The organism is Nocardia sp. NBC_01499, assembly GCF_045040275.1.
In the GTDB taxonomy this organism is placed as follows: Bacteria; Actinomycetota; Actinomycetes; order Mycobacteriales; family Mycobacteriaceae; genus Nocardia.
Genome location: NZ_CP109426.1, coordinates 46,582 through 69,031, shown reverse-complemented (window position 1 = coordinate 69,031; position 22,450 = coordinate 46,582). Strand labels below are relative to the sequence as shown.

Annotated in this window: 18 protein-coding genes; 13 read left to right on the top strand and 5 right to left on the bottom strand. The window is 67.8% G+C overall.

What is annotated here, in order from left to right:
- Position 1: 1 nt before the first annotated feature.
- Positions 2-1,375 carry a polysaccharide pyruvyl transferase family protein gene (locus OG203_RS00240; protein WP_405163590.1) on the bottom strand — a complete coding sequence of 458 codons (1,374 nt, stop codon included), beginning with the start codon at positions 1,373-1,375 and terminating at the stop codon, positions 2-4.
- A gap of 527 nt (positions 1,376-1,902) precedes the next feature.
- Here OG203_RS00240 and OG203_RS00235 point away from each other — a divergent pair.
- The 10 genes from OG203_RS00235 to OG203_RS00190 are packed head-to-tail and all read left to right on the top strand — an operon-like array spanning position 1,903 to position 14,423.
- The gene (locus tag OG203_RS00235) at positions 1,903-2,964 is read left to right on the top strand and encodes a glycosyltransferase family 4 protein (protein ID WP_405167736.1); all 1,062 of its coding nucleotides are present in this window, start codon (positions 1,903-1,905) and stop codon (positions 2,962-2,964) included.
- The gene (locus OG203_RS00230) at positions 2,961-4,142 is read left to right on the top strand and encodes a glycosyltransferase family 4 protein (protein ID WP_405163589.1); all 1,182 of its coding nucleotides are present in this window, start codon (positions 2,961-2,963) and stop codon (positions 4,140-4,142) included. Before OG203_RS00235 ends, OG203_RS00230 begins: the two co-directional genes overlap by 4 nt.
- Positions 4,135-5,511: a lipopolysaccharide biosynthesis protein gene (locus tag OG203_RS00225; protein WP_405163588.1), complete on the top strand. Its 1,377-nt coding sequence runs from the start codon at positions 4,135-4,137 to the stop codon at positions 5,509-5,511. Before OG203_RS00230 ends, OG203_RS00225 begins: the two co-directional genes overlap by 8 nt.
- On the top strand, positions 5,508-6,512 hold the full coding sequence (locus OG203_RS00220) for a glycosyltransferase (RefSeq protein WP_405163587.1): 1,005 nt from the start codon (positions 5,508-5,510) through the stop codon (positions 6,510-6,512). The genes OG203_RS00225 and OG203_RS00220 overlap by 4 nt, the downstream gene beginning before the upstream one ends.
- Before the next feature lie 6 nt (positions 6,513-6,518).
- Positions 6,519-7,922, top strand: coding sequence for a hypothetical protein (locus OG203_RS00215; RefSeq protein WP_405163586.1), 1,404 nt, complete (start codon positions 6,519-6,521; stop codon positions 7,920-7,922).
- A complete protein-coding gene (locus tag OG203_RS00210) occupies positions 7,913-9,193 on the top strand; it encodes a GNVR domain-containing protein (RefSeq protein WP_405163585.1) in 1,281 nt (426 codons plus the stop codon). Before OG203_RS00215 ends, OG203_RS00210 begins: the two co-directional genes overlap by 10 nt.
- Complete coding sequence (locus OG203_RS00205; protein WP_405163584.1) at positions 9,190-10,551, top strand: glycosyl hydrolase family 28-related protein; 1,362 nt, start codon at positions 9,190-9,192, stop codon at positions 10,549-10,551. The genes OG203_RS00210 and OG203_RS00205 overlap by 4 nt, the downstream gene beginning before the upstream one ends.
- A 6-nt stretch (positions 10,552-10,557) precedes the next feature.
- Positions 10,558-11,928: a GNAT family N-acetyltransferase gene (locus OG203_RS00200; RefSeq protein WP_405163583.1), complete on the top strand. Its 1,371-nt coding sequence runs from the start codon at positions 10,558-10,560 to the stop codon at positions 11,926-11,928.
- Positions 11,929-11,955: 27 nt separating this feature from the next.
- Positions 11,956-13,320 carry a glutamate-1-semialdehyde 2,1-aminomutase gene (locus OG203_RS00195; protein WP_405163582.1) on the top strand — a complete coding sequence of 455 codons (1,365 nt, stop codon included), beginning with the start codon at positions 11,956-11,958 and terminating at the stop codon, positions 13,318-13,320.
- On the top strand, positions 13,317-14,423 hold the full coding sequence (locus tag OG203_RS00190) for a glycosyltransferase (protein ID WP_405163581.1): 1,107 nt from the start codon (positions 13,317-13,319) through the stop codon (positions 14,421-14,423). Before OG203_RS00195 ends, OG203_RS00190 begins: the two co-directional genes overlap by 4 nt.
- A gap of 13 nt (positions 14,424-14,436) precedes the next feature.
- Here the strand turns inward: OG203_RS00190 and OG203_RS00185 are convergent, their stop codons facing one another.
- Positions 14,437-14,883, bottom strand: a complete 447-nt coding sequence (locus OG203_RS00185; protein ID WP_405163580.1) for a hypothetical protein — start codon at positions 14,881-14,883, stop codon at positions 14,437-14,439.
- Positions 14,884-15,159: 276 nt separating this feature from the next.
- Here OG203_RS00185 and OG203_RS00180 point away from each other — a divergent pair, with 276 nt between their 5' ends.
- Together OG203_RS00180 and OG203_RS00175 are read left to right on the top strand one after the other, a co-directional pair.
- Entirely contained in the window at positions 15,160-16,863 is a 1,704-nt protein-coding gene (locus tag OG203_RS00180; RefSeq protein ID WP_405163579.1) for a bifunctional metallophosphatase/5'-nucleotidase, read from the top strand.
- 304 nt (positions 16,864-17,167) lie between these two features.
- The gene (locus tag OG203_RS00175) at positions 17,168-19,180 is read left to right on the top strand and encodes an SDR family oxidoreductase (protein WP_405163578.1); all 2,013 of its coding nucleotides are present in this window, start codon (positions 17,168-17,170) and stop codon (positions 19,178-19,180) included.
- Positions 19,181-19,343: 163 nt separating this feature from the next.
- On the opposite strand, the gene OG203_RS00170 is transcribed toward OG203_RS00175, so the two are convergent.
- The 3 genes from OG203_RS00170 to OG203_RS00160 form a co-directional block, all read right to left on the bottom strand.
- A complete protein-coding gene (locus tag OG203_RS00170; RefSeq protein ID WP_405163577.1) occupies positions 19,344-19,562 on the bottom strand; it encodes a hypothetical protein in 219 nt (72 codons plus the stop codon).
- 204 nt (positions 19,563-19,766) lie between these two features.
- Positions 19,767-20,384: a cutinase family protein gene (locus OG203_RS00165; protein ID WP_405163576.1), complete on the bottom strand. Its 618-nt coding sequence runs from the start codon at positions 20,382-20,384 to the stop codon at positions 19,767-19,769.
- Between the two features lie 202 nt (positions 20,385-20,586).
- The gene (locus tag OG203_RS00160; RefSeq protein ID WP_405163575.1) at positions 20,587-21,642 is read right to left on the bottom strand and encodes a zinc-binding alcohol dehydrogenase family protein; all 1,056 of its coding nucleotides are present in this window, start codon (positions 21,640-21,642) and stop codon (positions 20,587-20,589) included.
- Positions 21,643-21,808: 166 nt separating this feature from the next.
- On the opposite strand from OG203_RS00160, the gene OG203_RS00155 reads away from it, so the two are divergent.
- Positions 21,809-22,450, top strand: coding sequence for a TetR/AcrR family transcriptional regulator (locus OG203_RS00155; RefSeq protein WP_405163574.1), 642 nt, complete (start codon positions 21,809-21,811; stop codon positions 22,448-22,450).

Genomic DNA, 22,450 nt, shown 5'->3' with positions numbered 1-22,450 from the left:
CCTATCCCCCTAGCTGATGGCCCGGGCGTACCGGTCCGCTTTCCACCAGGCGAAAGACTCGTTCGAGCCCGGCCCGGCTTGCTTCGATCTGTTCGACTGCTTTCTGCTGCAAGACATCTCGTACCTGCGGCGCCTCGGCCCACGAGGCGCGCACCGCCGCGGTGAGCGTCTCGTCGAGTGCGGGGTCGTTGAGGTGCACGATCCGCATTCCGGTGCCGAACATCTGGCTCAGGCCGTGGAACTTGTCGTCGTAGTACTCCGATGCGGTGATGCCGACCGCCGGAATCCCTTGGGAGAGTGCGAATACCGCGAGATGGTAGGCACTGGTGACCAGTACTCGGCAACCGGCGACCTGTCGGGCGACATCGTGTGGCGTGCCGCCTCGGCCGACGGCTGGCCGCGCGTCGGCGGCTCCGGCCAGCAGCGGCAGCGTGGAAAGCCGGTCCTCGGAGGCGTATTCGGAGATGATCAACGGCACCACGCCCGCACCGACCTGCCCCGCGCAGGCGCGGACCACCCGGCCGAGCGTCGCCTGCGCGGACGCGCTGACGCGCGAGTAGTCCGCAACCCGCAGGCACAGTCCGATGTCGGCGCCGATCTTGGCCTGCCGCAGGCGATAACCGAATTCGACCGCGTCGTCGCCGGTGACGAGCACCCGTTCCGGTGCGACGCCGAAGCGCGACAACAGTTCCGGGCCGCGCCGTCCTTCGCGCAGCGCAAGGAAATCGACGTCGGGCAGCACCTCGGCCGCCCGCCGCACCAGGGACGGGTCGCGCAGCGGACCGAGCCCCTGGCCGACCAGTGCCGTCGGAATGCCCCGCGACCGAGCGTGTTCGAGCAGGTTCAGCGTGCGGTGCGCCTGGTAGCGGTCGACGTCGGTCATGTAGCCGCCGCCGAGCGCGAGCACCAGCGATGCCTGTTCGACGGCGGCCGGTATCTCGACCGGGAATTCGGTCTCCGCCGGCGTCGCGACGTGTTCGGTGCCGCCAGGCCCGGCGGCCCGCCGGCGAGCGGCGGAGCGTAATGCCCGCAACCGGTCTTTCGGCCCGTCGGTCACCGCCCGCCAGCGCAGCGCGGCCGGACCGACCAATCGTGTTCCCGCAGTGCGGGATAGCCGTCCTGACCAACCGTCGCGGCCCCAGCTCCAGTCGGGACCGCAGAGCGGCTCCGCCTCGGGCAGCAGCGCCCGCAGGATGCCAGGCTGATGGGTGAGCACACCGATGCGCGCACGCGGCCAGCGTGCGCGCAACCGCTCGACCGTCACGGCCATCATGGCGATATCGCCGCGGTTACGCAGCCAATACTCACCGTTTTCGACGAGCACCCTGATATCGGCGATATCGGCGCGCTCGGCCTCGGAACCCAGGGTCCCCACTGTCCATGTCCTCCCGCCAGTCCCCCGCGGGTCGGTCCGTGCCGAGCACGAACTCGATGTGAAATCTACCGCACGCTATGCATCGCGGCTACCGCACGAAGAGTTACCCAACGGCGTCGAGCCCCTTACTCCGTTGGACGGGAAAGCACTTCGTGCCGACCGGATTGTTTGGTTACCCGTCCGGTATAGAGCGCACCGAGCGACGCACCGGCGAATGCCGTGCAATAGTCCACCAGTTCCTCCATCGGCACATCCAACCGCCCGCCCTGTTTCTCGACCAGCGTCGCGCCGCGACCCGATCCGCCGCACCCACCTGCCGTGGGGGGACGCGCCACAGGGTGTGCGTTTCGAACTCCGAATCTGTTCGATCTGGGTTGACTCTTCGGTTGCTCGCCGACTGCCGACCAGAAGGGGCTCGGTCCCCTAGACTTTTGCGGGAGAGGCGGGTTCACCGATAGCGACTCGTCCGCCATCACCGCCAGTAGGGGGCATGGGTGACGGGAGGTACCGAGATAGTCCGGGTGCACATGACGGGATCGGAGTGGTTCGCGTCCGCGCCGGGCGGGCTCAATCGGTACTTCACCGAGCTCTACCACGCGCTCACCAGACAACCCGACGCCGAGGTGTCCGCGGCGGCCTTCGGCGCGGCGGCCCCCGGCGCCCAATCATGGGGCGGCTTAGGCGGTTCCACGCTGCGCCGGGCCCGCACCGCGTTCCTCGATCGCGCCGAACTACACCGCGACACCGTCCTAGATAGGCACTTCTGCCTGTACGGGCCCGCCGCCATCGATCGGCGCGGACGGCTACCACTGGTGATCCACTTCCACGGGCCGTGGGCCGCCGAAAGCAGGCTCACCGGACAGGGCGCGGCGGCGGTGCGCGCGAAGTATCTGCTCGAACGCCTCCGCTACGCGGGTGCGGACCGATTCGTGGTGCTGTCCAACCACTTTCGCGATGTACTACATACCGACTACCGGGTTTCCTTGGACCGGATCGCGGTCATCCCACCCGGTGTCGATCTGGATCGCTTCCACGCCTCCCCACTTCGGCCCGATACCGACACTCGCACCGTGCTGTGTGTGCGCAGGCTCGAACGCCGGATGGGCATCGACACCCTGCTGCGCGCCTGGCCCGACGTGCTCGCCGAACATCCGGCGGCGCGGCTGGTGATCGTCGGCACCGGCACCGCCGAGGCCGAACTACGCTCCGCGGCAACACCACTCGGTGATACCGTCGAATTCGCCGGGCATATCGACGATCACCGACTCACCGAACTCTACGAACAGGCGGAGCTGACCGTCGTGCCGACCACCGCCCTCGAAGGATTCGGCCTGATCGCGCTCGAATCGCTGGCCGCAGGCCGCCCGCCCATCGTCACCGACTGCGGCGGACTACCGGATTCGGTACGCGGACTCGACGCCTCGCTCATCGTGCCTGCGCGCGACGCCGACGCACTCGGCGCGCGCATCACCGCCGCCCTGCACGGCACCGCGCCGACACCAGCGCAATGCCGGGCGCACGCGGAAACATTCTCCTGGGATGTCACAGCGGAGCGGCATCTCACGATGTACCGGGCAATCAGGCAATGAGCAGGGCCCTGTTTCTCGCGCACACCGCGGCGCCGTCCGGCGCCGAACTCGCCACGCTGCGGCTGGTGTCGGCCTTACGCGACCAGGGACAGCTAGGTGTCGCCATGGTCTATACGGAGGACGGCCCGATGGTCGAGCGGATGCGCGCACGCGGGGTCGAAACCCGGGTGCTGCGCGGTCGATTCGATAGCCGGGCGATGACCATCGGCTCCGGCCCGGTGCGCCTGATCGCCGGGTTTCTCCGGTTGCTGCGGCTCGGCTGGACCCTCGGCGCCACCGCCACCGAGCTCGGCGCGAACGTACTGGTGGCCGAGAGCAGCAAGGCCCTGGTGATGGGCGCGGTCGCCGCGCGCCGGGCCAGAATTCCCCTGGTCTGGCAGGTGCATGACCGCATCTCCACCGACTACTTCGGGCGACTACCCACCCTCGTGCTGCGCCTGCTCGGCCGACTCTTCAGCCGCGGCTATCTCGCCAACAGCCGAACGACCGCGAGCACCTTGCCGATCGGACGCAGGCCCGCGCTCGTCGCCTATCCGGGCGTCGAACTCGGTATCGACCTGCCGCGTCCCGACCAGCGTGCGCCCGCCGACACTGTGGTCGCCGTGGTCGGCCGGTTGTCCCCCTGGAAGGGCCAGGACGTGTTGCTTCGCGCGCTCGCGGCGACGAAAGTTCGTCCGCGCCAAGTGTTTCTGATCGGCGGTACGTTCTTCGACGAGGAGCCGTACCGCGCCGAACTCGAACGCCTCGCCCAAGAGTTGGCACTGCCGGTGACTTTCACCGGCCACGTCGACGACCCCGCCGAATACCTGCGCGACGCCGACATTCTCGTACACAGCTCGGTACTCCCCGAGCCGTTCGGCCAAGTCGTGGTGGAAGGCATGCACGCGGGCTGCGCCGTCATCGCCTCGATACCAGGAGGTCCCGCCGAAATCGTGCGGCCCGGCGTCGACGGACTGCTCGTCGACGGCGGCGACGAACAACAACTCACCACCGCACTGGACACCCTCATCGGCGACCCGGCACTGCGCACCAGGCTGGCCATGGCGGCCCGCCTGCGCGCCAAGGACTTCGACATCACCGAAACGGCGCGCACGGTCGCCACCTTCCTCCACGACATCGCACAACGCAACGACGCTGCGGGCACACGACATTCATCGGAAAGAACCCCGCATGGCTGAACACACCGTCCCGAAAGTTCCGGATCAGCCGCCAGCGCCAGGCGGAACACATCGTCGAACTCCGCACCGGCGCATCGGCTTTCTCGGGATCATCCGCGATATCGGGTACGTCAGCTTCGGCAAGTACGGGCAGTACGTCGTCACCATCGTGACCGTGCCGCTGATCGCGCGGGTGCTCGGCACGCACGGTCTCGGCCTGCTGGCGATCGGCATGTCGGCCTATTTCATCGGTTCGCTGCTCGTCGACCTCGGCATCACCTCGTATCTGGCCGCCCGGGTGCACGACGCCAACGTCCCCGACCTCGGCGGCGACCGCTTCCGGCACATCAACCAGTTGCGCGGCGACTACCTCGCGATCCGTGCGGGCACGCTCACCCTCCTCGGGGCCGCGCTGCTGCTCAGCTACGCGGTGGGCGCACCCATCCATCTGGAGATGATCCTGCTCGGACTGTTCGCCGGTGGGCTCTGGTCGGCCTCCGAAGACTGGTTGCTCATCGGGCAGGGCCGCTTCGGCGCCTCCACCGCCTACCAGGCGGTCGGCCGGATCGGATATCTCATCCTGCTGGTCGCGGTGCTGCCCCGCATGCCGAACGCCCAGGTCGCGCTGCTGTGCCTGCTCGTCTCGTCCATTCCCACCGTCGTACTGACCTGGTGGGATTCGCTGCGCACCTTCGGACCACCGAGCCGACCGCGCGGCGTACGGACCGTCTTACGTACCGGCGCACCGGTTTTCATCTCCCGACTGCTCGTCACCACATACGGGCAGGGCGCGGCGGCGGTGTACTCCGCGGTGCTTGACGCCGTGTCGCTCGGCCTGTATTCCGCCGGAGACCGGTTGGTCCGTGCCATCCAATCCACCTTGGACCCCATCGGTTTCGCGCTACTGCCACGGATGGCACGCAAGAGCGCCGACGACAACTTCTGGCGGCACGCGCTGCAGGCGCTGGTCGCCTGCGTCTGCACCGCGACGGTGGCGGCCGCCGCGGTCTGGCTGACCGCGCCGCTGCTGATCCACCTGGTGTTCGGCCAGGACTTCACCGCCGCGATCGGACTGCTGCGGGTGGAGACCTTCGTGCTGCCCGCGACCGCGGTCACCTCGTTCGTCACCACCGCCGTGCTCCCGGTGCGCCAGGACACCACCGGCGTGCTGATCGGCGCGGTGCTCGGCACCTGCGTCGCGGCCGCGGCGCTGGCCATCGCGTTCCGCACCCACTCGGTGTGGACGCTGGTCTACGGCGCGGTGGTCGTCGAATTCACCGTCGCCTCTTGGTATCTGCTCCGCATCCGCACCCTGATCAACAGAGAACGGGTAACGCCCGCCCCTGGTCCCGCGATTGTGCTCATGCGGGAGGAGGGCGGGACATCATGAGGATTCTCTATCTGGGCGATGACTGGGTCGGCAGCAACGCCCACTCACTGGCCGACGGTTTCCGGCAGGCCGGGCACGACGTGGTGGTCATCGACACCACGCGGGTCACGTTGCCGCCCAGGCTCTCGCCGCCGTGGGTCTATTCGAAGCTCGCACGACGACGCGCGCCATGGAACGTCGCCCGGCTCCACGCCGAAATCGATCGGGCCGCAGCGGAATTCCGGCCGGACATGGTATTCGCGTTCAAGGGCATCCACCTCGATCAGCGCAGGCTGCTCGACCTGCCCGCCCGGCTGCACGTGCACTACAGCCCCGACGACGTCGCGAACCCCGCGAACACCAGTGCGGAATACCTTGCGCACGAACCGGAGTGGGACCACGTCGTCACCACCAAGCGGCACAATGTCGCCGAGCTGCGCGAGCGCGGCGCCCGCGCGGTCACCTTCGTGCGCAGCGCTTACGACCCCGCCTGGCACCATCCGACCGCGCGGCGCGGGACCCGGCAGTTCCTTGTCGGCTTCATCGGCGTCTGCCGCCCGGACCGCCGGGCCGAGATGATCGGCTTGGCGCACACCCATGGCACCCGCATGCTCGTGCGCGGGCCCGGATGGCGGCGGGTGCCCGAATTGCGTTCCACCGGAGCCGAAGTCGGCGGTGCCGTGTACGGCGAGCGATACTCGGAAGTGGTCGCGAGCGTGACCGCCAACCTGGTGCTGCTCAACTCCGACAACCGCGACACCCACACCTGCCGCACGTTCGAGGTACCGGCGGCCGGTGGGCTTTTCGTCGGCCAACGCACCGACGAGCACGCCGAGCTGCTGCAGGACACCAGCGAATGCTTCCTGTTCGCCGACGCCGACGAGCTGTTCGCCATCCTCGGCTGGTGCGCGGCTCATCCGGACAAGGCGGCCGCCGTCGCCGAGGCCGGATATCAGCGGATCGTCGCTGGCCAGCACCGCTACGTCGACCGGGCCAGGGAGATCATTCATGCGATCGGCTGAGCAGTCATGACCGCCGATACCGAGGTGCTGCTGATCGCCCTCGCGCTCGCGACCATCGCGGTGGCGGCAACGACAATCCCCGGCGTCGCCAGGGTGTTCCTCATCGCGCAGGCGGCGTTCTGGTCGCTGTCGTATCTGGCGCGACCGCTGGTGCTGCTGCTGGTGCAGCCCGAACCCCACTTCGGCGACAACGTGCCGGATCCGCGATTGGCCCAGATCGGGTACGACCGCGGCATCGCGCTGGTGCTGCACCACATCGTGTTCGGACTCTGGATCTACGCGGGACTCGTTGTCGCCTATGCCCTTTGGGCTCGGCGGCACCCACCCCTTCGGCTGCCCGCGCTGACCAACGACCCGGATTTCGTGCCGACCCTCGTCGCCATGTACGGCGTCGGACTGCTCGGCCGGGCCGCGGCCGTCGCCACCGGAACCATCGGCAGCGCGGGCGATGTGGACAGCGCCAACCCGATCCTTGCCTTCGTCGCCATCCTGGCGACCATCGCCGCCCTCGGACTGATCATCTTCGTCCGGCCCGAACGCACCGCACTGACCTATCTGATCATCGGCGGGTTGCTGCTCGGCGAGCTGGTCTGGACCGCGGTGGTCCAGTCGAAGACGCCGATCATCGGCGCCGCGATGGCCATCGCCGTCCGCTTCGCGATTCTCGGCTGGACCAAGGCGAAGGCGGTCTCGGTCGCGGCCATCGCGGTGCTCGGCATCGGCGGGTTCGGCTGGCTGCAGTCGCTGAAACAGACCAATTACGCGAAAGCCGAATCGGCACTTGTCGATTCGAGCTATCCGCCGGTCGTGCAACCCTTCCTCAGCATCTTGCGACGGTTCGACCTACTCGAGGCCGCGACCGACGCCTACTACCACCAACCGGGCCTCTGGCTCACGCCAACCGAAGCGCTACAGCATGCCTTGTCCAGCCTGGTCCCCGCTCAGCTACTCGGCACGGCCAAGTTCCAGTCCGGCACCGCGTGGGCACAGGACGTGCGCGGCGCCTCGGTCGACATGAGCAAGGTCTCGGTGTCGCTGGCCGAGGGCAATCTCAACGAAGGCTATGTCCTCGGCGGCTACGTGGGCGTGGTCATCTGTGCCGCCTTCACTTTCCTGCTGCTGCTCGCCTGGGCCAAGGCGCTCTATTCGCGCTTCTTCCCGATCGTGATCCTCGGGCTCGCGATGACCGGCGCCTCGGCGCTGTTCGAACGCGGAATCCTGGGCAGCATGGAGAATCTCGGCAAATTCCTGCAGGCCGCCGTGCTCTCCTGGCTCATCATGCTGCTGGTACGCGAGTACCGGCGGCGCACCCGGTCCGAACCACTATCCACCGCGCGGACAACGCTCACCGCGGAGCCTGTCCTCGTCGGGGCGCTCACCATCGAAAAGAAAGCATCCCCATGGGACTGATCGACTACTGGCATATCGCGCGCAGGCGCTGGGTCATCATCATCGCGGTACTGGTGTTGTGCTCGGGCGCGTCGGCCGGATACCTGAGCACCCTCCCGACCACCTATGTCTCCACCAGCAGCATGTACGTGGGAATGGCGACCGGAACCTCGGTCAACGACTCCTACCAGGGTGGGCTCGCCGCCCAGCAGCGCGTCCGCTCCTACCTCGACCTGGCGACCAGCGCCACCGTCGCCAAGAGCGTCATCGACGACCTCGGCCTGAAGATGTCGGTCAGCGAGGTGCAGAGCAAGATCAAGGCGTTCTCGCCACCGGCGACCTCGAACATCCTCATCACCGTCCAATCGTCGACCGCCGTCGGCGCGCGCGATCTGGCCAACTCGGTGGTTGCCCAATTCCGTAAGCTCGTCGACGAATTGGAGACCATCGAGCCCAATGCGGCACCGGCGGCCCGCCTCACCGTCGTCGACCGCGCCGAAGTGCCCACCGCGCCGAGCGGACCGCAGTCGAAACGCATTCTGGCACTTGGCCTGCTTGCCGGACTCGTGCTCGGCTGCGCGGCCGCGTTCGTCCGCGACCGCACCGACCGCACCCTGCGCACCTCCAACAACCTGGAAGCCATTCTGCCGGTGCCCATCCTCGGCATCATCGACGCGGGCCGCCCCGGCGCACCCGACGAGACGCGCAGGCTGCGCACCAGGCTGCTCCGCGAAGGCGAGGCAAGCAGCATCATGCTGACCAGTCTCTCGCCACGTTCCGAGCCGGAAGTCGCGGTGGCACTGGCGAAGTCGTTCGCCGACATGGGCAGCAGTGTGGTGCTCATCGACGCCGACACCTCGGGCCAGGGTAGCTCGCACGCCCTGACGCCGACGAGCGTCGGACTCGCGGCGGTGCTGCAAGGTGCCGCGCCGGTGCACGAGGCGCTGACCGCGTGGCCCGAGACCGGCGTTACCGTGCTGCCGCTCGGCGAGGCCGATACCAAGACGCCCGACCTCCTCGCCTCGAACCGTTTCGCGGCGATCATCGCGAAACTACACACCGACTACGACCACGTCGTGGTGCAGATCGCGCCGATCACCCAGGCCGCCGACGCGATCGCACTGGCACCGCTGTGCGAGCAAACCATCGGCGTCGTGTTGCTCGACAGCACCAGTGCTCCCCAATTGCGTGGCGCACTAGCCACATTCGGCGACAACAAGCTCACCGGCGCGGTAGCGTACAGCAAGCCGGGCACCCGGCTGCAGCGACTTCGTGGGAGGCTGCGGCTTTGAGCAGTGAAACGGTTCGTCGGCGGAGCATGCTTGCCGCGGCGCTAGGCGCGGCTGGTGCCGTGCCGGTGATGGCGGCGTGTAGCTCCCCGGAAAGTCCAGGCATCGAGTTCCGTTCGCCGCACGTCACCGACGCGCCCGCCGCACGCAACGTGCGCGACTTCGGCGCGGTCGGTGACGGCGTCGCCGACGATACGGCCGCGATCGCCGCCGCGGCCTCGGTCAAGGGCGCGCCGCTGGTGATGTACCTGCCCGCGGGCCACTACAACGTGACGGCCTGGCCCGAATTAGGCGACTACGCAACGGTTCTCGGTGACGGCGCCGATGTCACGGTGATCAGCTGCGAGATCGACACCACCCTCATCACGCTGCGCAAACGCAGCCGGGTGCGGTTCGCCCGGATCGGCTTCTATCTGGCCGGGCCGAAGGCGACGGCGATCGTGCTCTCCGAATGCTTTCGGTGCTCGTTCGATTCGGTGGTGATCCGCGGCAACCACCTCAGCGACAACCATCCGCGCTACCTCGCCCAGCGCGGCGTTGTGCTGCAGGACAATACCGGCGGCACCGCGTTCCTCAACTGCGACATCAACAATTTCGGCTACGGGATCGTCACCTCCTGTATCCAGAACTACGTGACCTCGTCCAAGCTCACCAGCAACTTCGTCGGCGTGCTCGGCACCGGCAACGACCACAACGCCGGATTGGCGCTCACCAACGTCGAATTCGTGTCCGACGCCGACCCGCGCACCACCGACAAGCACATCATCATCGACGGCGCGGCGAACGACTGGTGGCTCACCAACGTCTGGTTCGAGGGCGCCGATATCGCGCTGTCCGTCGGCCAGGTCAACCGCGGCGGACCGGCCCAGTTCGGCATGATCAACTGCAAGGTGGCCGCGCGCACCGTCGGGCTCGATATGATCTATTGCCGCCAGCCGTATCTCGCCAACGTCCAGTTCGACAAGGACCTGGACAAGCCGCCCATCGAGCTGCGCATCGATCCGGCCAATTGCCCAGAGGGCACCGCGGTGAACCTGATCTCCACGGCGGAAGACGATCTCAACCCGGCCATCTTTCCGCCGCACTGGCACGTGCTCGGCCGCACGAGCACGCACGCACCGTCGTTCACCGGGACCATCGTCGCCAAGGCCGGGCGCGGCGACACCGCCGATGTCTTCCAGGCACAGTCGGCCGACGGCACGCTGCGCTCCGCCGTACTGGCAAGCGGCACATGGGTTTCCGAACAGAGCGAGGGAGGAATCGTCCTCAAGGACACGACCGGGACATACTGGCGGATTTCCGTCTCCACCGAGGGCGCGCTCAAGACGATGTCGCTTGGCAAGACGCGACCGCGCGAGTAGGCGCCCATGTCGATCAGCCCGAAGTCGTTGGCGCGCATCAGTCTCGGTCCCGTGTCGCTGCACGGTAACACCGTCGTGCTTCGGCCGCCGCAGATCGCGGACTACCAGCACTGGCGGCGAATTCGACTGCGGGACCGGCGTTTCATCGAACCGTTCTGGTACAGCTCGACGCTCGACTGGGCGGCCCGCCATTGCGGAACCCATTGGGTACGTGAGTGTTTGACGAGTCGTGCCGAGGCGAGGGCTGGGCGTCGGCTTGCCACGGTCATCGAGGTCGACGGCCGCTTCGCGGGTCAGGTCGAACTCGGCTCGATCGACACCACCACCGGCGCTGCCGAATTGGGCATCTGGGTGGACGCCGAAGTCGCCAGGCACGGGATCGGCGGCATGGCGGCGGCGCTGCTGCTCGACTACGGCCTCGATCAGCTCGGACTCGAACGCATCACCGCGCCGATCTCACCGGAGAATATCGCCGCCGCGCACGGCGCCGCCGAGATCGGGTTCCAGCGGGAAGCGTTGATGGGCCACTACTTCGACGTGGGCGGTGCGCGTCGCGATCACGAGCTGTGGGCGGTCACCAGGGCGGATGTTCCGCCGAAGGGGTTTGTGCGTTACTGGCTCGACCGCTATGACACCCATGCCCCGCAACCGCCCGCCACGGGCGACGACACGACCGACGGCGGGTTCCCCAGGAGCGCGGTGCTCGTCGCTACGGCGCGCCACTACGCGGGGCGGATGCTGCATCTGCTCGATCCCCTGCGTACCGCTCGGGCGATCCGGCTCGTCGATCCCGATCACCCGGAGGTGGTCATCCGAAGCCGCAAACTCACCGACTGGGGACGGTGGCGCGCGACCCGATTGCGCAGTCGTGCCGCACTCGATTCGGATGCGGCCGACACCGACGGAGCTTGGGTGCGGCAACATTCCCGTTTCCGGTGGCTGCGCGAATTCTTTTGGGCCCGACCAGGTTTGCCTTCGGCGAGCGGGCTGGTGCTGGCGATCGAGGTGGACGGGGCGTATGCCGGGGAAGCCCGGCTGTTCGACCTCGACATGTTCGACCGCAATGCCCGCATGTTCGTCTGGACCGATCCCGGCCACGGCGACGACGTCCGGACCGCGGCCACCCGGCTCCTGCTCGCGCACGCCTTCGGCGCACTCGGCCTGTGCCGGGTCTCGACGGCGGTCGACCCGGCGGACGGCCATGCCGCCGCCATCGCCAGTCGCGTCGGCATGACCATGGAGGGGCGCATGCGCTGCTATGTCGGCCCCACCGGTCGCCGCGGTGACCACGACCTATGGGCCGTCACCACCTGTCCGGTGGTCCCAACGGACGCGGAGTCCGCCCGACAGATCCTCGGCCCCACCGATAGCCAGTGACCTGACCCGACTCTCCAGGAGCCCACCATGGAGCCTACTTCCGATGATCCGGCGACACCGCGCCGCTTCACCCGCAGCAACGAGCTGCAGGCCCGGCTGCACGAGCTGGTTCCCGGCGGCGCGCACACCTACGCCAGGGGCGCGGACCAGTATCCCGAGTTCATGGCGCCGATCCTGGTGCGCGGCAGCGGCTGCCGGGTCTGGGATGTCGACGGCAACGGCTATATCGAATACGGCATGGGCCTGCGTTCGGTCACCCTCGGCCACGGCTACCAGCCGGTCCTGGACGCCGTGCACCGCGCCATCGCCGACGGCGTCAGCTTCAGCCGCCCCACCGAGCTGGAACTGCTTGCCGCGCAAGACTTCCTGACGCTGGTGCCCGGCGCCGATATGGTGAAGTTCGCCAAGAACGGCTCCGACGCCACCACCGCGGCGGTCCGGCTGGCCAGGGCCGCCACCGGCCGCACCACCATCGCCGTCTGCGATCAACCGTTCTTCTCGGTGGACGACTGGTTCATCGGCACCACCGCGATGGACAGCGGCATCCCCACCGAAACCGCCGCGGGCACCGTGCGATTCCGCTACAACGATCTCCCCTCGCTGGCGGCCGTGCTGGATTCGGACGCGGTGGCCGCGGTCGTCATGGAGCCCGCCACCGCACTGGCCGAACCGGAGCCCGGATTCCTCGCGGGTGTTCGCGAGCTGTGCGACCGCCACGGCACGCTGCTCATCTTCGACGAGATGATCACCGGTTTCCGCTGGTCCGCCGGCGGCGGGCAGGCGGTGTACGGCGTGCGGCCCGACCTGTCCTGCTGGGGTAAGGCCATGGGCAACGGTTTTCCGCTCTCCGCGCTCGCAGGCAAACGCGAGTTCATGGAACTTGGCGGGCTGCGCACCGACCACGACCGGGTCTTCCTGCTGTCCACCACGCACGGCCCGGAATCGGGTTCGCTGGCCGCGTTCCGCGCCGTCGTACACGAATATCGAACGGGCGACCCGATCGCCAAGATGGAGCATGCGGGCCGCCGCCTCGCCGACGGGGTCAATGCCGTCGCCGCCGACCTCGGCATCGCCGAGCACCTACAGGTCCGCGGGCGTCCGTCCTGCCTCATCTTCCTCACCCGCGACCTCGACGGTCAGCCCTCGCAAGCGTTCCGCACCCTGTTCCTGCAGGAGCTGCTGCACCGCGGCGTGCTCGGCCAATCCTTCGTCACCTCGGCCGCGCACACCGACGCCGATATCGATGAGACGATCGCGGCCTGCCGTGAGGCGGGCGTCGTCTACCGCAAGGCGATCGAGCAGGGCAGCGTCGACGGCCTGCTCGAGGGCCGCCCCGTCGCCCCCGCCATCCGCCGTCGCGCGGCGCCGCGCCGAATCGCGGAGCACGAATGAGCAGGCCCCGCATCGCCATCGTGCACGAGCGGTTCACCGAGTTCGGCGGCTCCGAGGCGGTGGTCGGCGAACTGGCCGAAACCTGGCCGGGGACCCAGGTTTTCGCGCCTATCGTCGATCCGGCGGGCATTCGGCCGCCGCTCACGACGGTCAACGACACCTGGCTGAGCCGCGCCTACGCCGCCTCCGGTCGCCGCTCGCACGCCCCGCTGCTGCCGTTCGTCCCGCGCGCGCTGCGCCGCCTCCCCCTGGCGGACCGCTTCGACGCCGTCGTCGTCAGTCATCACGCTTTCGCCACCCAGGCGGCCTTCGCCACCGACGCCCCGGTGATCGCGTACGTGCACAGCCCGGCCCGGTGGGCCTGGGACAAGGACTTCCGCGCGCAGGAGGCAGGTGGTCGCGCGGGTCAACTCGCCCTCACCGCACTGGGACGACTGGCCATGCACGGCGAATTACGCGCCGCCCCAAGGCTTTCCCACATCATCGCCAATTCACGCGCCGTCGCCGCCCGCGTCAACGACTGGTGGGGATTGCCAGCGACGGTCACCTATCCCCCGGTGCGGATCGATCGATTCACCCCCGAACCGACGATCCCGCGCGACGACTTCTTCCTCTTCGCAGGCAGACTCGTCCCCTACAAGCGCCCGGACCTTGCCATCCTCGCTGCCCAACGAGCGGGCTGCCGGCTGGTCATCCTCGGCGACGGCCGTTTCCGCGCCCATCTCGAAACGCTGGCGGGCCCGGAAACCACCTTCCTCGGCGCGACTCCCCATGACGTCCTGCTCGACACCTACCGGCGCTGCCGGGCTCTGCTCATGCCCGGCGTCGAGGATTTCGGCATCGTGCCGGTCGAGGCAATGGCTTGCGGCACACCGATTCTCGCGGTCGGTCAAGGTGGGGCGCTTGACACCGTCGAGCCCGGCGTCACCGGCGAGCACATCCCGCACGGCCCCGACAACGCTGTCATCGACCATCTCGCCAAGGCGATGCGCGACTTCGACCCCGCCGGCTACCGCGCCACCACCATCCGTGCCCACGCCGAGACGTTCTCGCCGACCGCCTTCCGCTCGCAGATGGCCGCCACCGTCGCTCGGTTTCTCTGACCGCCGCCGCGGCTCAGGCCGAGCAGGTTGGCGCGGGCGGCTTCGGCGCGTTCCAGTCGCTGGCGGCGATCCAGTGGAAAACAGCGAGCCTTCGGTCGATAAAGCGTTGCAGGCCTTCGGTGGTGCCGCAGTCCTTGTTCAGGTTTCCTTGCTTGTAGTACTTCGTGATCAACTCCTTCAGTTTCTCGTTATAGGCGTCCTCCTTTTCACATGTCGCCTTCCGTGTGTCTTGGACGAACGCCGGATTCTGAAAGAGTTCGCCGCGGGTTTCGGTGTGCACCGGTTTGTCGAAGATGGCCGGTGACAGCTCCAGCCATTCGCCGACCTCTTGATACCAGCGGTCGTCGTGGTCTTTGCCGTCGCAAATCTGCTTCTCGACCTCCGGCGCGACCCCGAAGAGCGAACCATCGGCGTGAGCTGGCGATCCTGGCAGCGCCAACGCGGTGGCGAGCGCACACATCACCACCCAGGTTTTGTTTGAGAATGTCAAAGACCGAGCCCTCCATGTGGTTGTGAACTTCACATGCCTGTCCCTTTGACTAGGCAGTATGTCACTCACCGTCGCCCGAATCGGGGCACCCCAGCGCCACTCGGTGTGCCGCATTCCGCTGTGCGGTCGAGTGAATCATTTCGGCGACAGACGAGAAAAGTGAACTGAACACGATCGGCGCACGAACACCGGCGGGGCTGGGCGTGTGCGGTGGCCGCGGCGGGCCGCGCGTGGGACAGTCTGAGCATGAACGCGCGCCGTCGCATTGCCGCTGTTGTTGCCGGGGTCATGAGCATCGCACTGGTCGCGGGCTGCGGCACCGCGAGCGAAAAGAGCAGTGGGCCGACGACGTCGACCGCAGCGGGAGCCATCCCGCTGATCTCGACGAACGATCTGCCGCAAGCCAAGCCCGACGAGGTGCACCTGTTCGGGATCAACGACCTGCACGGCAATTTGGAGCCGCCGGCCGGTTCGACCGGGCAGATCTCCGGCTACGACGCGGGCGGCGCCGCCTACCTGGCGACGCACCTGGCCCGGTTGAAGGCGGCCTACCCGGCCAGCGCGGTGGTCGCGGCGGGCGACGATATCGGGGCAAGCCCGCTGGTGTCCGGTCTCTTCCACGACGAGCCGACCATCTCGTTCCTGAACGGCGTCGGGCTGGCCACCTCGTCGGTCGGTAATCACGAATTCGACCACGGCGTAGTGGAATTGGCGCGCCTGCAGCAGGGCGGCTGCGCGCAGGACGGGTGTTCGCCGGGAGAACCGTTCACCGGGGCCAAGTTTCCGTATCTGGCCGCGAACGTCACCGACGCCGCGGGCAAGCTGCCGCCCGCGCTGAAGCCGTGGACCATGCTCGAGGTCGGCGGCCACAAGATCGGCCTCGTCGGCACGGTCACCCCCGATACCGTGAATCTTGTTTTCCCCGAGGGCATTCGGGGATACTCGTTCGGCGACGAGGCGGCGGCGATCAATCGGTACGTGCCGGAGATGAAGGCGGCGGGCGCCGAGACGGTGGTGGCGCTGATGCACGACGGCGGCAGCCAGCGCACCGATCAGGGCGCCCAGGTCGACTACAACGGCTGCGCGAACATCACGTCGAATGTCACCGACCTCGCCAAGGCGATCGACCCCGCGGTGACGGCGCTGTTCACCGCGCACACCCACCAGGCCTACGTGTGCACGATCAACGGCAAGTCGGTCACCCAGGCGTCCTCCTACGGCAGGCTCATCACCGACCTCACGCTGCGCTTCGCCCCCGACGGGGTACACGCGTCGGCGATCAACCGGGTGGTCACCCGCGACGTGACCCCCGACCCGGCCGCCGCCGCCCTGGTGAACTTCTATACCGAGCAGGCCCGCCCGCGCACGGCCAGGGTGGTCGGCACGGCCGCCGCCGCGCTGCCGCACGATCCGGACGCCACCGGCACCTCGCCGCTCGGCAATGTCATCGCGGACTCGATGCTCTCGGCCACCGCCGGACCCGAGGGCGCGGTGGCGGCGTTCATGAACCCGGGCGGCGTCCGCGCCGACATCAAGGCCGGACCGGTCACCTACGGCGATATCTATACCGTCCAGCCCTTCGGCAACCAGGTCGTCACCCTCACCCTCACCGGCCAGCAAGTCCTGCGCCTGCTCGAACAGCAGTGGACCAATGCCAGCAAGCCCGCGATGCTCTCCCTCGCCGGGATCACCTACGCCTACGCCGACGCAGCCCCCAAGGGCGCCAAGGTGATCGGTGACAGCGTCCGCATCGCGGGGCAGCCGCTCAACCCGGTCGCCACCTACCGCATCACCACCAACAGCTTCCTCGCCGCCGGCGGCGATGGCTTCGCCGTGTTCACCGAGGGCACCCAGAACGTCCCTGGCCCCACCGATCTGGACGCCTTCGAAGCGCTCTTCCGCGACAAGTCTCCCGTCCAGCTACCGGCCGCCCGCGTCGAGAAACGATAGCTGCTCGATAGCCCTGAGCAACTGGACGATTGACCAGTGAAGGTATACCTGGAAATCGTTGTAACACTTACCCTTTGACCTGCACCGATGGGTGACCAGTCCCACAGCCTGATACCGTAAGGAACGCTTGCCGGGGCCGATCGGGATCATTACTGTTTCGTATAAGTCAGGACGAAGGGGTTCCTACTTTCGGCCCGATCGCCTCTACCGCGCCTCGCGGCCGAACCAAAATCTCCGCATTCACCGCTGCATGCCGGATGACTTGTGCGACAACACGGTTCGAACGAAACAGCAGGAGAGGGCGATGGCTACCTACATCGTGACGGGCGGTACCGGATTCTTGGGACGGCGGGTCGTTCAGGAACTCCTTGACCATGAGCCCGACGCCGTTATCCACGTGCTGGTGCGCGAGGAGTCGCTACAGAAGTTCGCCGACCTCGCCACCGGATGGTGCGGCGGCGAGCGGGTGTTCTCGCTGGTCGGCGATCTCACCGCGGCCGGGCTCGGCCTGACCCGCGAGGCACCGGCGGCCGACCACGTGATCCACCTCGGCGCGGTCTACGACATGACCGCCGACGAGGACACCGCGCACGCGGCCAATGTCGCGGGCACCCGGTCGGTGCTCGCCCTGGCCCGCTCGATCGGCGCTGTGCTGCACCATGTTTCGTCGGTCGCGGTGGCGGGCGACCACAAGGGCAAGTTCTTCGAGGAAGACTTCGACCTCGGCCAGCGGCTCACCTCGCCGTACCACCGGACCAAGTTCGCGGCGGAAAAGCTCGTTCGCGAATCACGCGGGGTGCGCTGGCGGGTATACCGGCCAGCGATCGTGGTCGGCGACTCGCGCACCGGCGAGATGGACAAGATCGACGGCCCGTACTACTTCTTCTCGGCCATCGCCAAGCTCGCCGCGCTGCCCGCAGAACTGCCGATGCCGCTGCCCGATCTCGGCGCGACCAATATCGTGCCGGTCGACTATGTGGCCGCCGCGATGGCCGCCCTTGTCCGCAGGCCCGGCTTGGACGGACGCACCTTCCACCTGGTCAACCCCGAGCCGCAGCCGTTCAGCGACGTTTATGGCGCGCTCGCCACGGCCGCGGGCGCACCGGCCGGGATCGGCGTCGTTCCGCTCAGCGCCCGTGCGCTCAGCGGGCTGTCGCACCTGCCCGGCGTCCCCGCGGTGCGCGATTTCCTGTTGGAGCAGTTGGGGATTCCCGCCGCCGTCGCGCCGCACACCTCGTTCTCGGCGGAGTTCATCGCCGACTCGACGCGGGCGCAGCTGCGCGGCACCGGACTTACCGTGCCGTCCTTCGACAGCTACGCCGGACAGCTCTGGCAGTACTGGCGGGATAATCTCGATGCCCATCGCGGCCAGCCCGCGGTGTCCAAGGAGCCGCTCAACGGCCGGATCGTGCTCATCACCGGTGCGTCGTCTGGCATCGGCCTCGCCACCGCGCACGCGGTCGCCCGGCGCGGCGCCACCGTGCTGATGGTGGCCCGAGGCAAGGACGATCTGGCCGATGCCGCCGATTCGGTGCGCGCGGAAGGTGGTGTGGCCCATGACTATCCGTGCGACATCACCGACGCCGACGGGGTCGAGACCTTGGTGCAGACCATCCTCACCGAGCACGGCCACGTCGACTACCTGGTGAACAACGCGGGCCGCTCGATTCGCCGGTCGGTGCTCAACTCCACCGACCGCATGCACGATTTCGAGCGGACGATGGCGGTCAACTACTTCGGCGCGGTCCGGCTGATCCTGGCGCTGCTGCCCTCGATGCGGGCCAGGCGCTTCGGCCATGTCGTCAACATCTCCTCGATCGCCGTGCAGACCAAGGTGCCCCGGTTCGCCGCGTATGTGGCGAGCAAGTCAGCGCTCGACAACTTCAGCGAGATCGCGGCGGTCGAAAACCGGGACGCGGGAATCACGTTCACCTCGGTGCGGATGCCGCTGGTGCGCACCCCGATGATCGCGCCGACCGATCTCTACAAGTCGCTGCCCGTCCCGGACCCGGATCAGGCCGCCACCATCGTGGTGCGCGCGCTCGAGGATCGCCCGCACCGCATCGACACCCCGGTCGGCACCTTCGCCCAGGCCGTCGATCTGCTGATGCCATCGGTGAAGCGGACCATCCTGCATCAGGGCTTCCGCCTCTTCGGGGAATCCACTGCGGCACAGGGCAATAAGGCGCCGAAGAAGCCGAGCGGCGAGCCGGGTCGCAGCCCGTTGACGGTCCTCGCCCCGGTCCTCATGCCGCTCATGGCACTGCCCGGCCCGGCCGCGCGCGTGGCCAGGGTGGTGCCAGGCCTCCAGTGGTAACCACCCCCTGACCACCGGCGCGCGGGGTTGCCACTCCACCCCGCGCGCCGTTCGGTTTCCCGCGCATGAATCAGTCAGCGATTTCGTGCGCGGCGCAGCGAATCCCGCGCGGCTACCGGACGATCCGGTTTCGTGAATTGTGCGCGAGCGAGGGCTCGATCGGTCAGATTCGAGCGCGGTTGGTCGGCAGGATATTGGGATACCGGTAGTGGATTCGCGCGATGCAGTGGCGCACCGTGTGCAGCTCGGCATGTAGTTCGCGGAGCCGCTGCGTTTGGAAAGTCCTTTCGGCGGTATTGATGGCACGCGCGAGAGTGCGTGCGTGTGCGGCGAGCAAGTCCAGAAAGACCCGGGCTTGTGCGATGTCGGGATCATCGGACATTTGCTGTTCCTATCACGCATGCGCGGGCCGCACCACTCGAACTCTGCGCGTTCCACGGGATTTCGCCGCAGCGTATCCGAATCGAAAAGGACGACGGACGTTTCAGAGAATTTGCTGTGCACGACGACAATTCGGTTCGGCACCGGCGCGCCGACAACGGGACCGACAGCACGTCGGCCCCGTCGCGGATTCCCCCGGGGAGACTTACACTCGGCTCGCGACCAGCTGCGCGGCGGGCCACATGGCCCAGGCGTAGTTGGAGTGCTGGGTCGGATCGCCGCCGCCGGTACAGACCGGATCACCGGCCGCGCAGTAATTCCCGGTGCGCCCCGCGTACAGATCAGGCACGTTCGAGCCGGTCAGCCGCAGCGGATCACCGAAGAGCAGCACCGCGGCGACCCGCGATTCGAGGTCGACGGGCAGCGAGCTGATGCCACCGAGCGCCGTCACGATGCCGGTGCCGAGCACGCCGTGCGTGACAACCGCACCTTGCGAGTAGCCGACCAGGACGAACCGCTCGTCCGGGCAGACCGAGGCCTGCCACATCACGTGGGCGGTCATGTCCTGGGTGCCGCGGCTGATCGACGCCGGATCGAGCAGGTCCGCAGGGTAATTGACGCGGTAGGCGACCGAACTCACCGGAAGCCGTTGCAGCAAGGCCCCGTAGAGCGGGTCACCGGCCACCGCACCGAGGTACCCGGGTTCCTGGGTACCCCTGGCGACGACGACGTCGACGGCCGCGCAGGACGAGGCCAGCGCGGGCAATCCCGTCGTCGCTCCGAATCCCGCGGCGAGTAGTAGCACAACGAATACTTGCGCCACCCGCCACTTCTCGAAATGAATTACCTTCCGGTTTGCCATCGTGATCACCCACTCACGCCGTTGTGAGAAGCCGAGTGACACTTGTCAGAGACAAGTGCCACTCGGCTATATCTGCGAAGGTAAGAACGGCGAAGCGAGCCGTCAAGCGAAACGACCCGAACGATGCGTACTCAGCGCCGAATCGTGTCCTGGCGTATCTTTTCTATGGCACGAGAACCGCTGCGCCCGTGAAACGTCCGTGCGCGAGGTCGGCAAGGGCCTGATTTGCCATCCCCAAGGAGTACCCACGGGTGGTCACTTCTATGCGATGTTCGCCTGCGAGGGTGAGAAATTCGCGGGCATCGGCGCGGGTGTTCGCGGTAACCGAGCGAATTTCGCGTTCCTCGAACAGATGTCGCTGGTAATTCAGGGCCGGGATGTCGCTGAGGTGAATACCCGCGATAGCCAGGATGCCACCGCGATCAAGGGCCTCTAGCGCGGGCGGCACCAGGGTGCCGACGGGTGCGAACAAGATCGCCGAATCCAGTTGTACCGGAGGCGGATCCGCCGCGCCCTGCACGGAGGCGGCGCCGAGTTCCCTGGCCAGCTCCTGCGCGGCCGGATCGCGGGTCATCACATGCAGCTCCGCGCCCCTGGCCAGGGCGACCTGCGCGGCGATGTGTGCACTGCCGCCGAAACCGTAGAGGCCGAGGCGTCCGCCGGGCGGCAGGGCTGCCCGCTGCAACGCCCGGTAGCCGATGATGCCGGCGCACAGCAGCGGTGCCAGCTCGGCATCGCTGTAGCCATCCGGTAGCCGCAGCGCGTAAGCGGCTGGCACCGTGGCGAATTCGGCGTATCCACCGTCGGCGTCCCAGCCTGTGTATGCCGAACGGGGGCACAGGTTTTCGGCGCCGCGCAGGCAGTACTTGCAGGCGCCACAGGTATGGCGCAGCCACGCGATGCCGACCCGGTCGCCGACCGCGAAGGTCTCGGTGAACCGCGACCCTTCCGCCCCAGCCCCGACGGCCGAGCCGACTTCCACGACCTCACCGACCACCTCGTGGCCCGGCACGACCCCCACCCGATGCACCGACAGGTCGCCCTCCGCCACGTGCAGATCCGTTCGGCAGACACCGCATGCAAGCACACGCACGAGCAATTCGTCGGCGGCGGGCTCGGGCACCGGCTCGCGCACTTGATCGAGCGGCCCGTCATCGATCGGACCCGGGCGACGCACCCGCCAACCGGTCATCGATGTGGACCGGGCAACCTCGTTCATACCGATCTCCCCTCGTCGTAAGGATGCACGGCCGTTTCGAGCTGCGCCAACCATACTCGTCCGATTTCGCCACGTCACAGCTCCGCTTCTGATACATTTATGTATTGAATACATTTCTGTATCCGTTTGACCGGCGCTCGCCGGTCTCACCCGAGGAGGTGCGGCGTTGGCGTCGTCCACCGAAGCGAAAACCTCCGCGACCAGGGTCACCCGCCGCCGTGCCGAGACCAGGGATCGATTGCTCACCGCCGCGTACGAGGCGTTCTCCGAAGAGGGCTTCGGCAAGGCCACCGTGGAACGGGTCTGCGAGCGGGCCGGATTCACCCGCGGCGCCTTCTACTCCAATTTCGGCTCGCTCGACGAACTGTTCCTCGCCATGTGGGAGCAGCGGTCGGCCGCCATGCTCGCCGAGGTCACCCGCCTACTCGACGACATCCCGGTCGGCAGCACCGACGACGTGCGCACCTCGATCGAACGCCTGGAGCGCGCGGTTCCGGTCGACGAGGGCTGGTATCGGATCACCGCGGAGTTCACCACCCACGCGTTGCGCAATCCCGAACTGCGCAGGGTGATGGCCGCGCGCGAAGAGGCGATCGTGAACGCGCTGATGCCGACCATCGTCGCCGGGCTTGCCAAGATCGGCCGCACCGTGCCCGACCCGGAGGCACTCGGCCAGGCGCTCGTCGCGGTGCACGACGGCACCAGTGTGCAGGTGCTGATGGAACCGCGCAGCCGCGTCGTGCGGCGCCGACGCACCGACCTCATCTATCACGTCGTGCTGGCCTACAGCACCGAACCCGAAGGATGA

Coding starts and splice junctions, on each gene's coding strand:
- OG203_RS00235 (WP_405167736.1), top strand. CDS start 1,903: ATGACGGGATCGGAGTGGTTCGCGTCCGCGCCGGGCGGGCTCAATCGG.
- OG203_RS00230 (WP_405163589.1), top strand. CDS start 2,961: ATGAGCAGGGCCCTGTTTCTCGCGCACACCGCGGCGCCGTCCGGCGCC.
- OG203_RS00225 (WP_405163588.1), top strand. CDS start 4,135: ATGGCTGAACACACCGTCCCGAAAGTTCCGGATCAGCCGCCAGCGCCA.
- OG203_RS00220 (WP_405163587.1), top strand. CDS start 5,508: ATGAGGATTCTCTATCTGGGCGATGACTGGGTCGGCAGCAACGCCCAC.
- OG203_RS00215 (WP_405163586.1), top strand. CDS start 6,519: ATGACCGCCGATACCGAGGTGCTGCTGATCGCCCTCGCGCTCGCGACC.
- OG203_RS00210 (WP_405163585.1), top strand. CDS start 7,913: ATGGGACTGATCGACTACTGGCATATCGCGCGCAGGCGCTGGGTCATC.
- OG203_RS00200 (WP_405163583.1), top strand. CDS start 10,558: ATGTCGATCAGCCCGAAGTCGTTGGCGCGCATCAGTCTCGGTCCCGTG.
- OG203_RS00195 (WP_405163582.1), top strand. CDS start 11,956: ATGGAGCCTACTTCCGATGATCCGGCGACACCGCGCCGCTTCACCCGC.
- OG203_RS00190 (WP_405163581.1), top strand. CDS start 13,317: ATGAGCAGGCCCCGCATCGCCATCGTGCACGAGCGGTTCACCGAGTTC.
- OG203_RS00185 (WP_405163580.1), bottom strand. CDS start 14,883: ATGTGTGCGCTCGCCACCGCGTTGGCGCTGCCAGGATCGCCAGCTCAC.
- OG203_RS00180 (WP_405163579.1), top strand. CDS start 15,160: ATGAACGCGCGCCGTCGCATTGCCGCTGTTGTTGCCGGGGTCATGAGC.
- OG203_RS00175 (WP_405163578.1), top strand. CDS start 17,168: ATGGCTACCTACATCGTGACGGGCGGTACCGGATTCTTGGGACGGCGG.
- OG203_RS00170 (WP_405163577.1), bottom strand. CDS start 19,562: ATGTCCGATGATCCCGACATCGCACAAGCCCGGGTCTTTCTGGACTTG.
- OG203_RS00160 (WP_405163575.1), bottom strand. CDS start 21,642: ATGAACGAGGTTGCCCGGTCCACATCGATGACCGGTTGGCGGGTGCGT.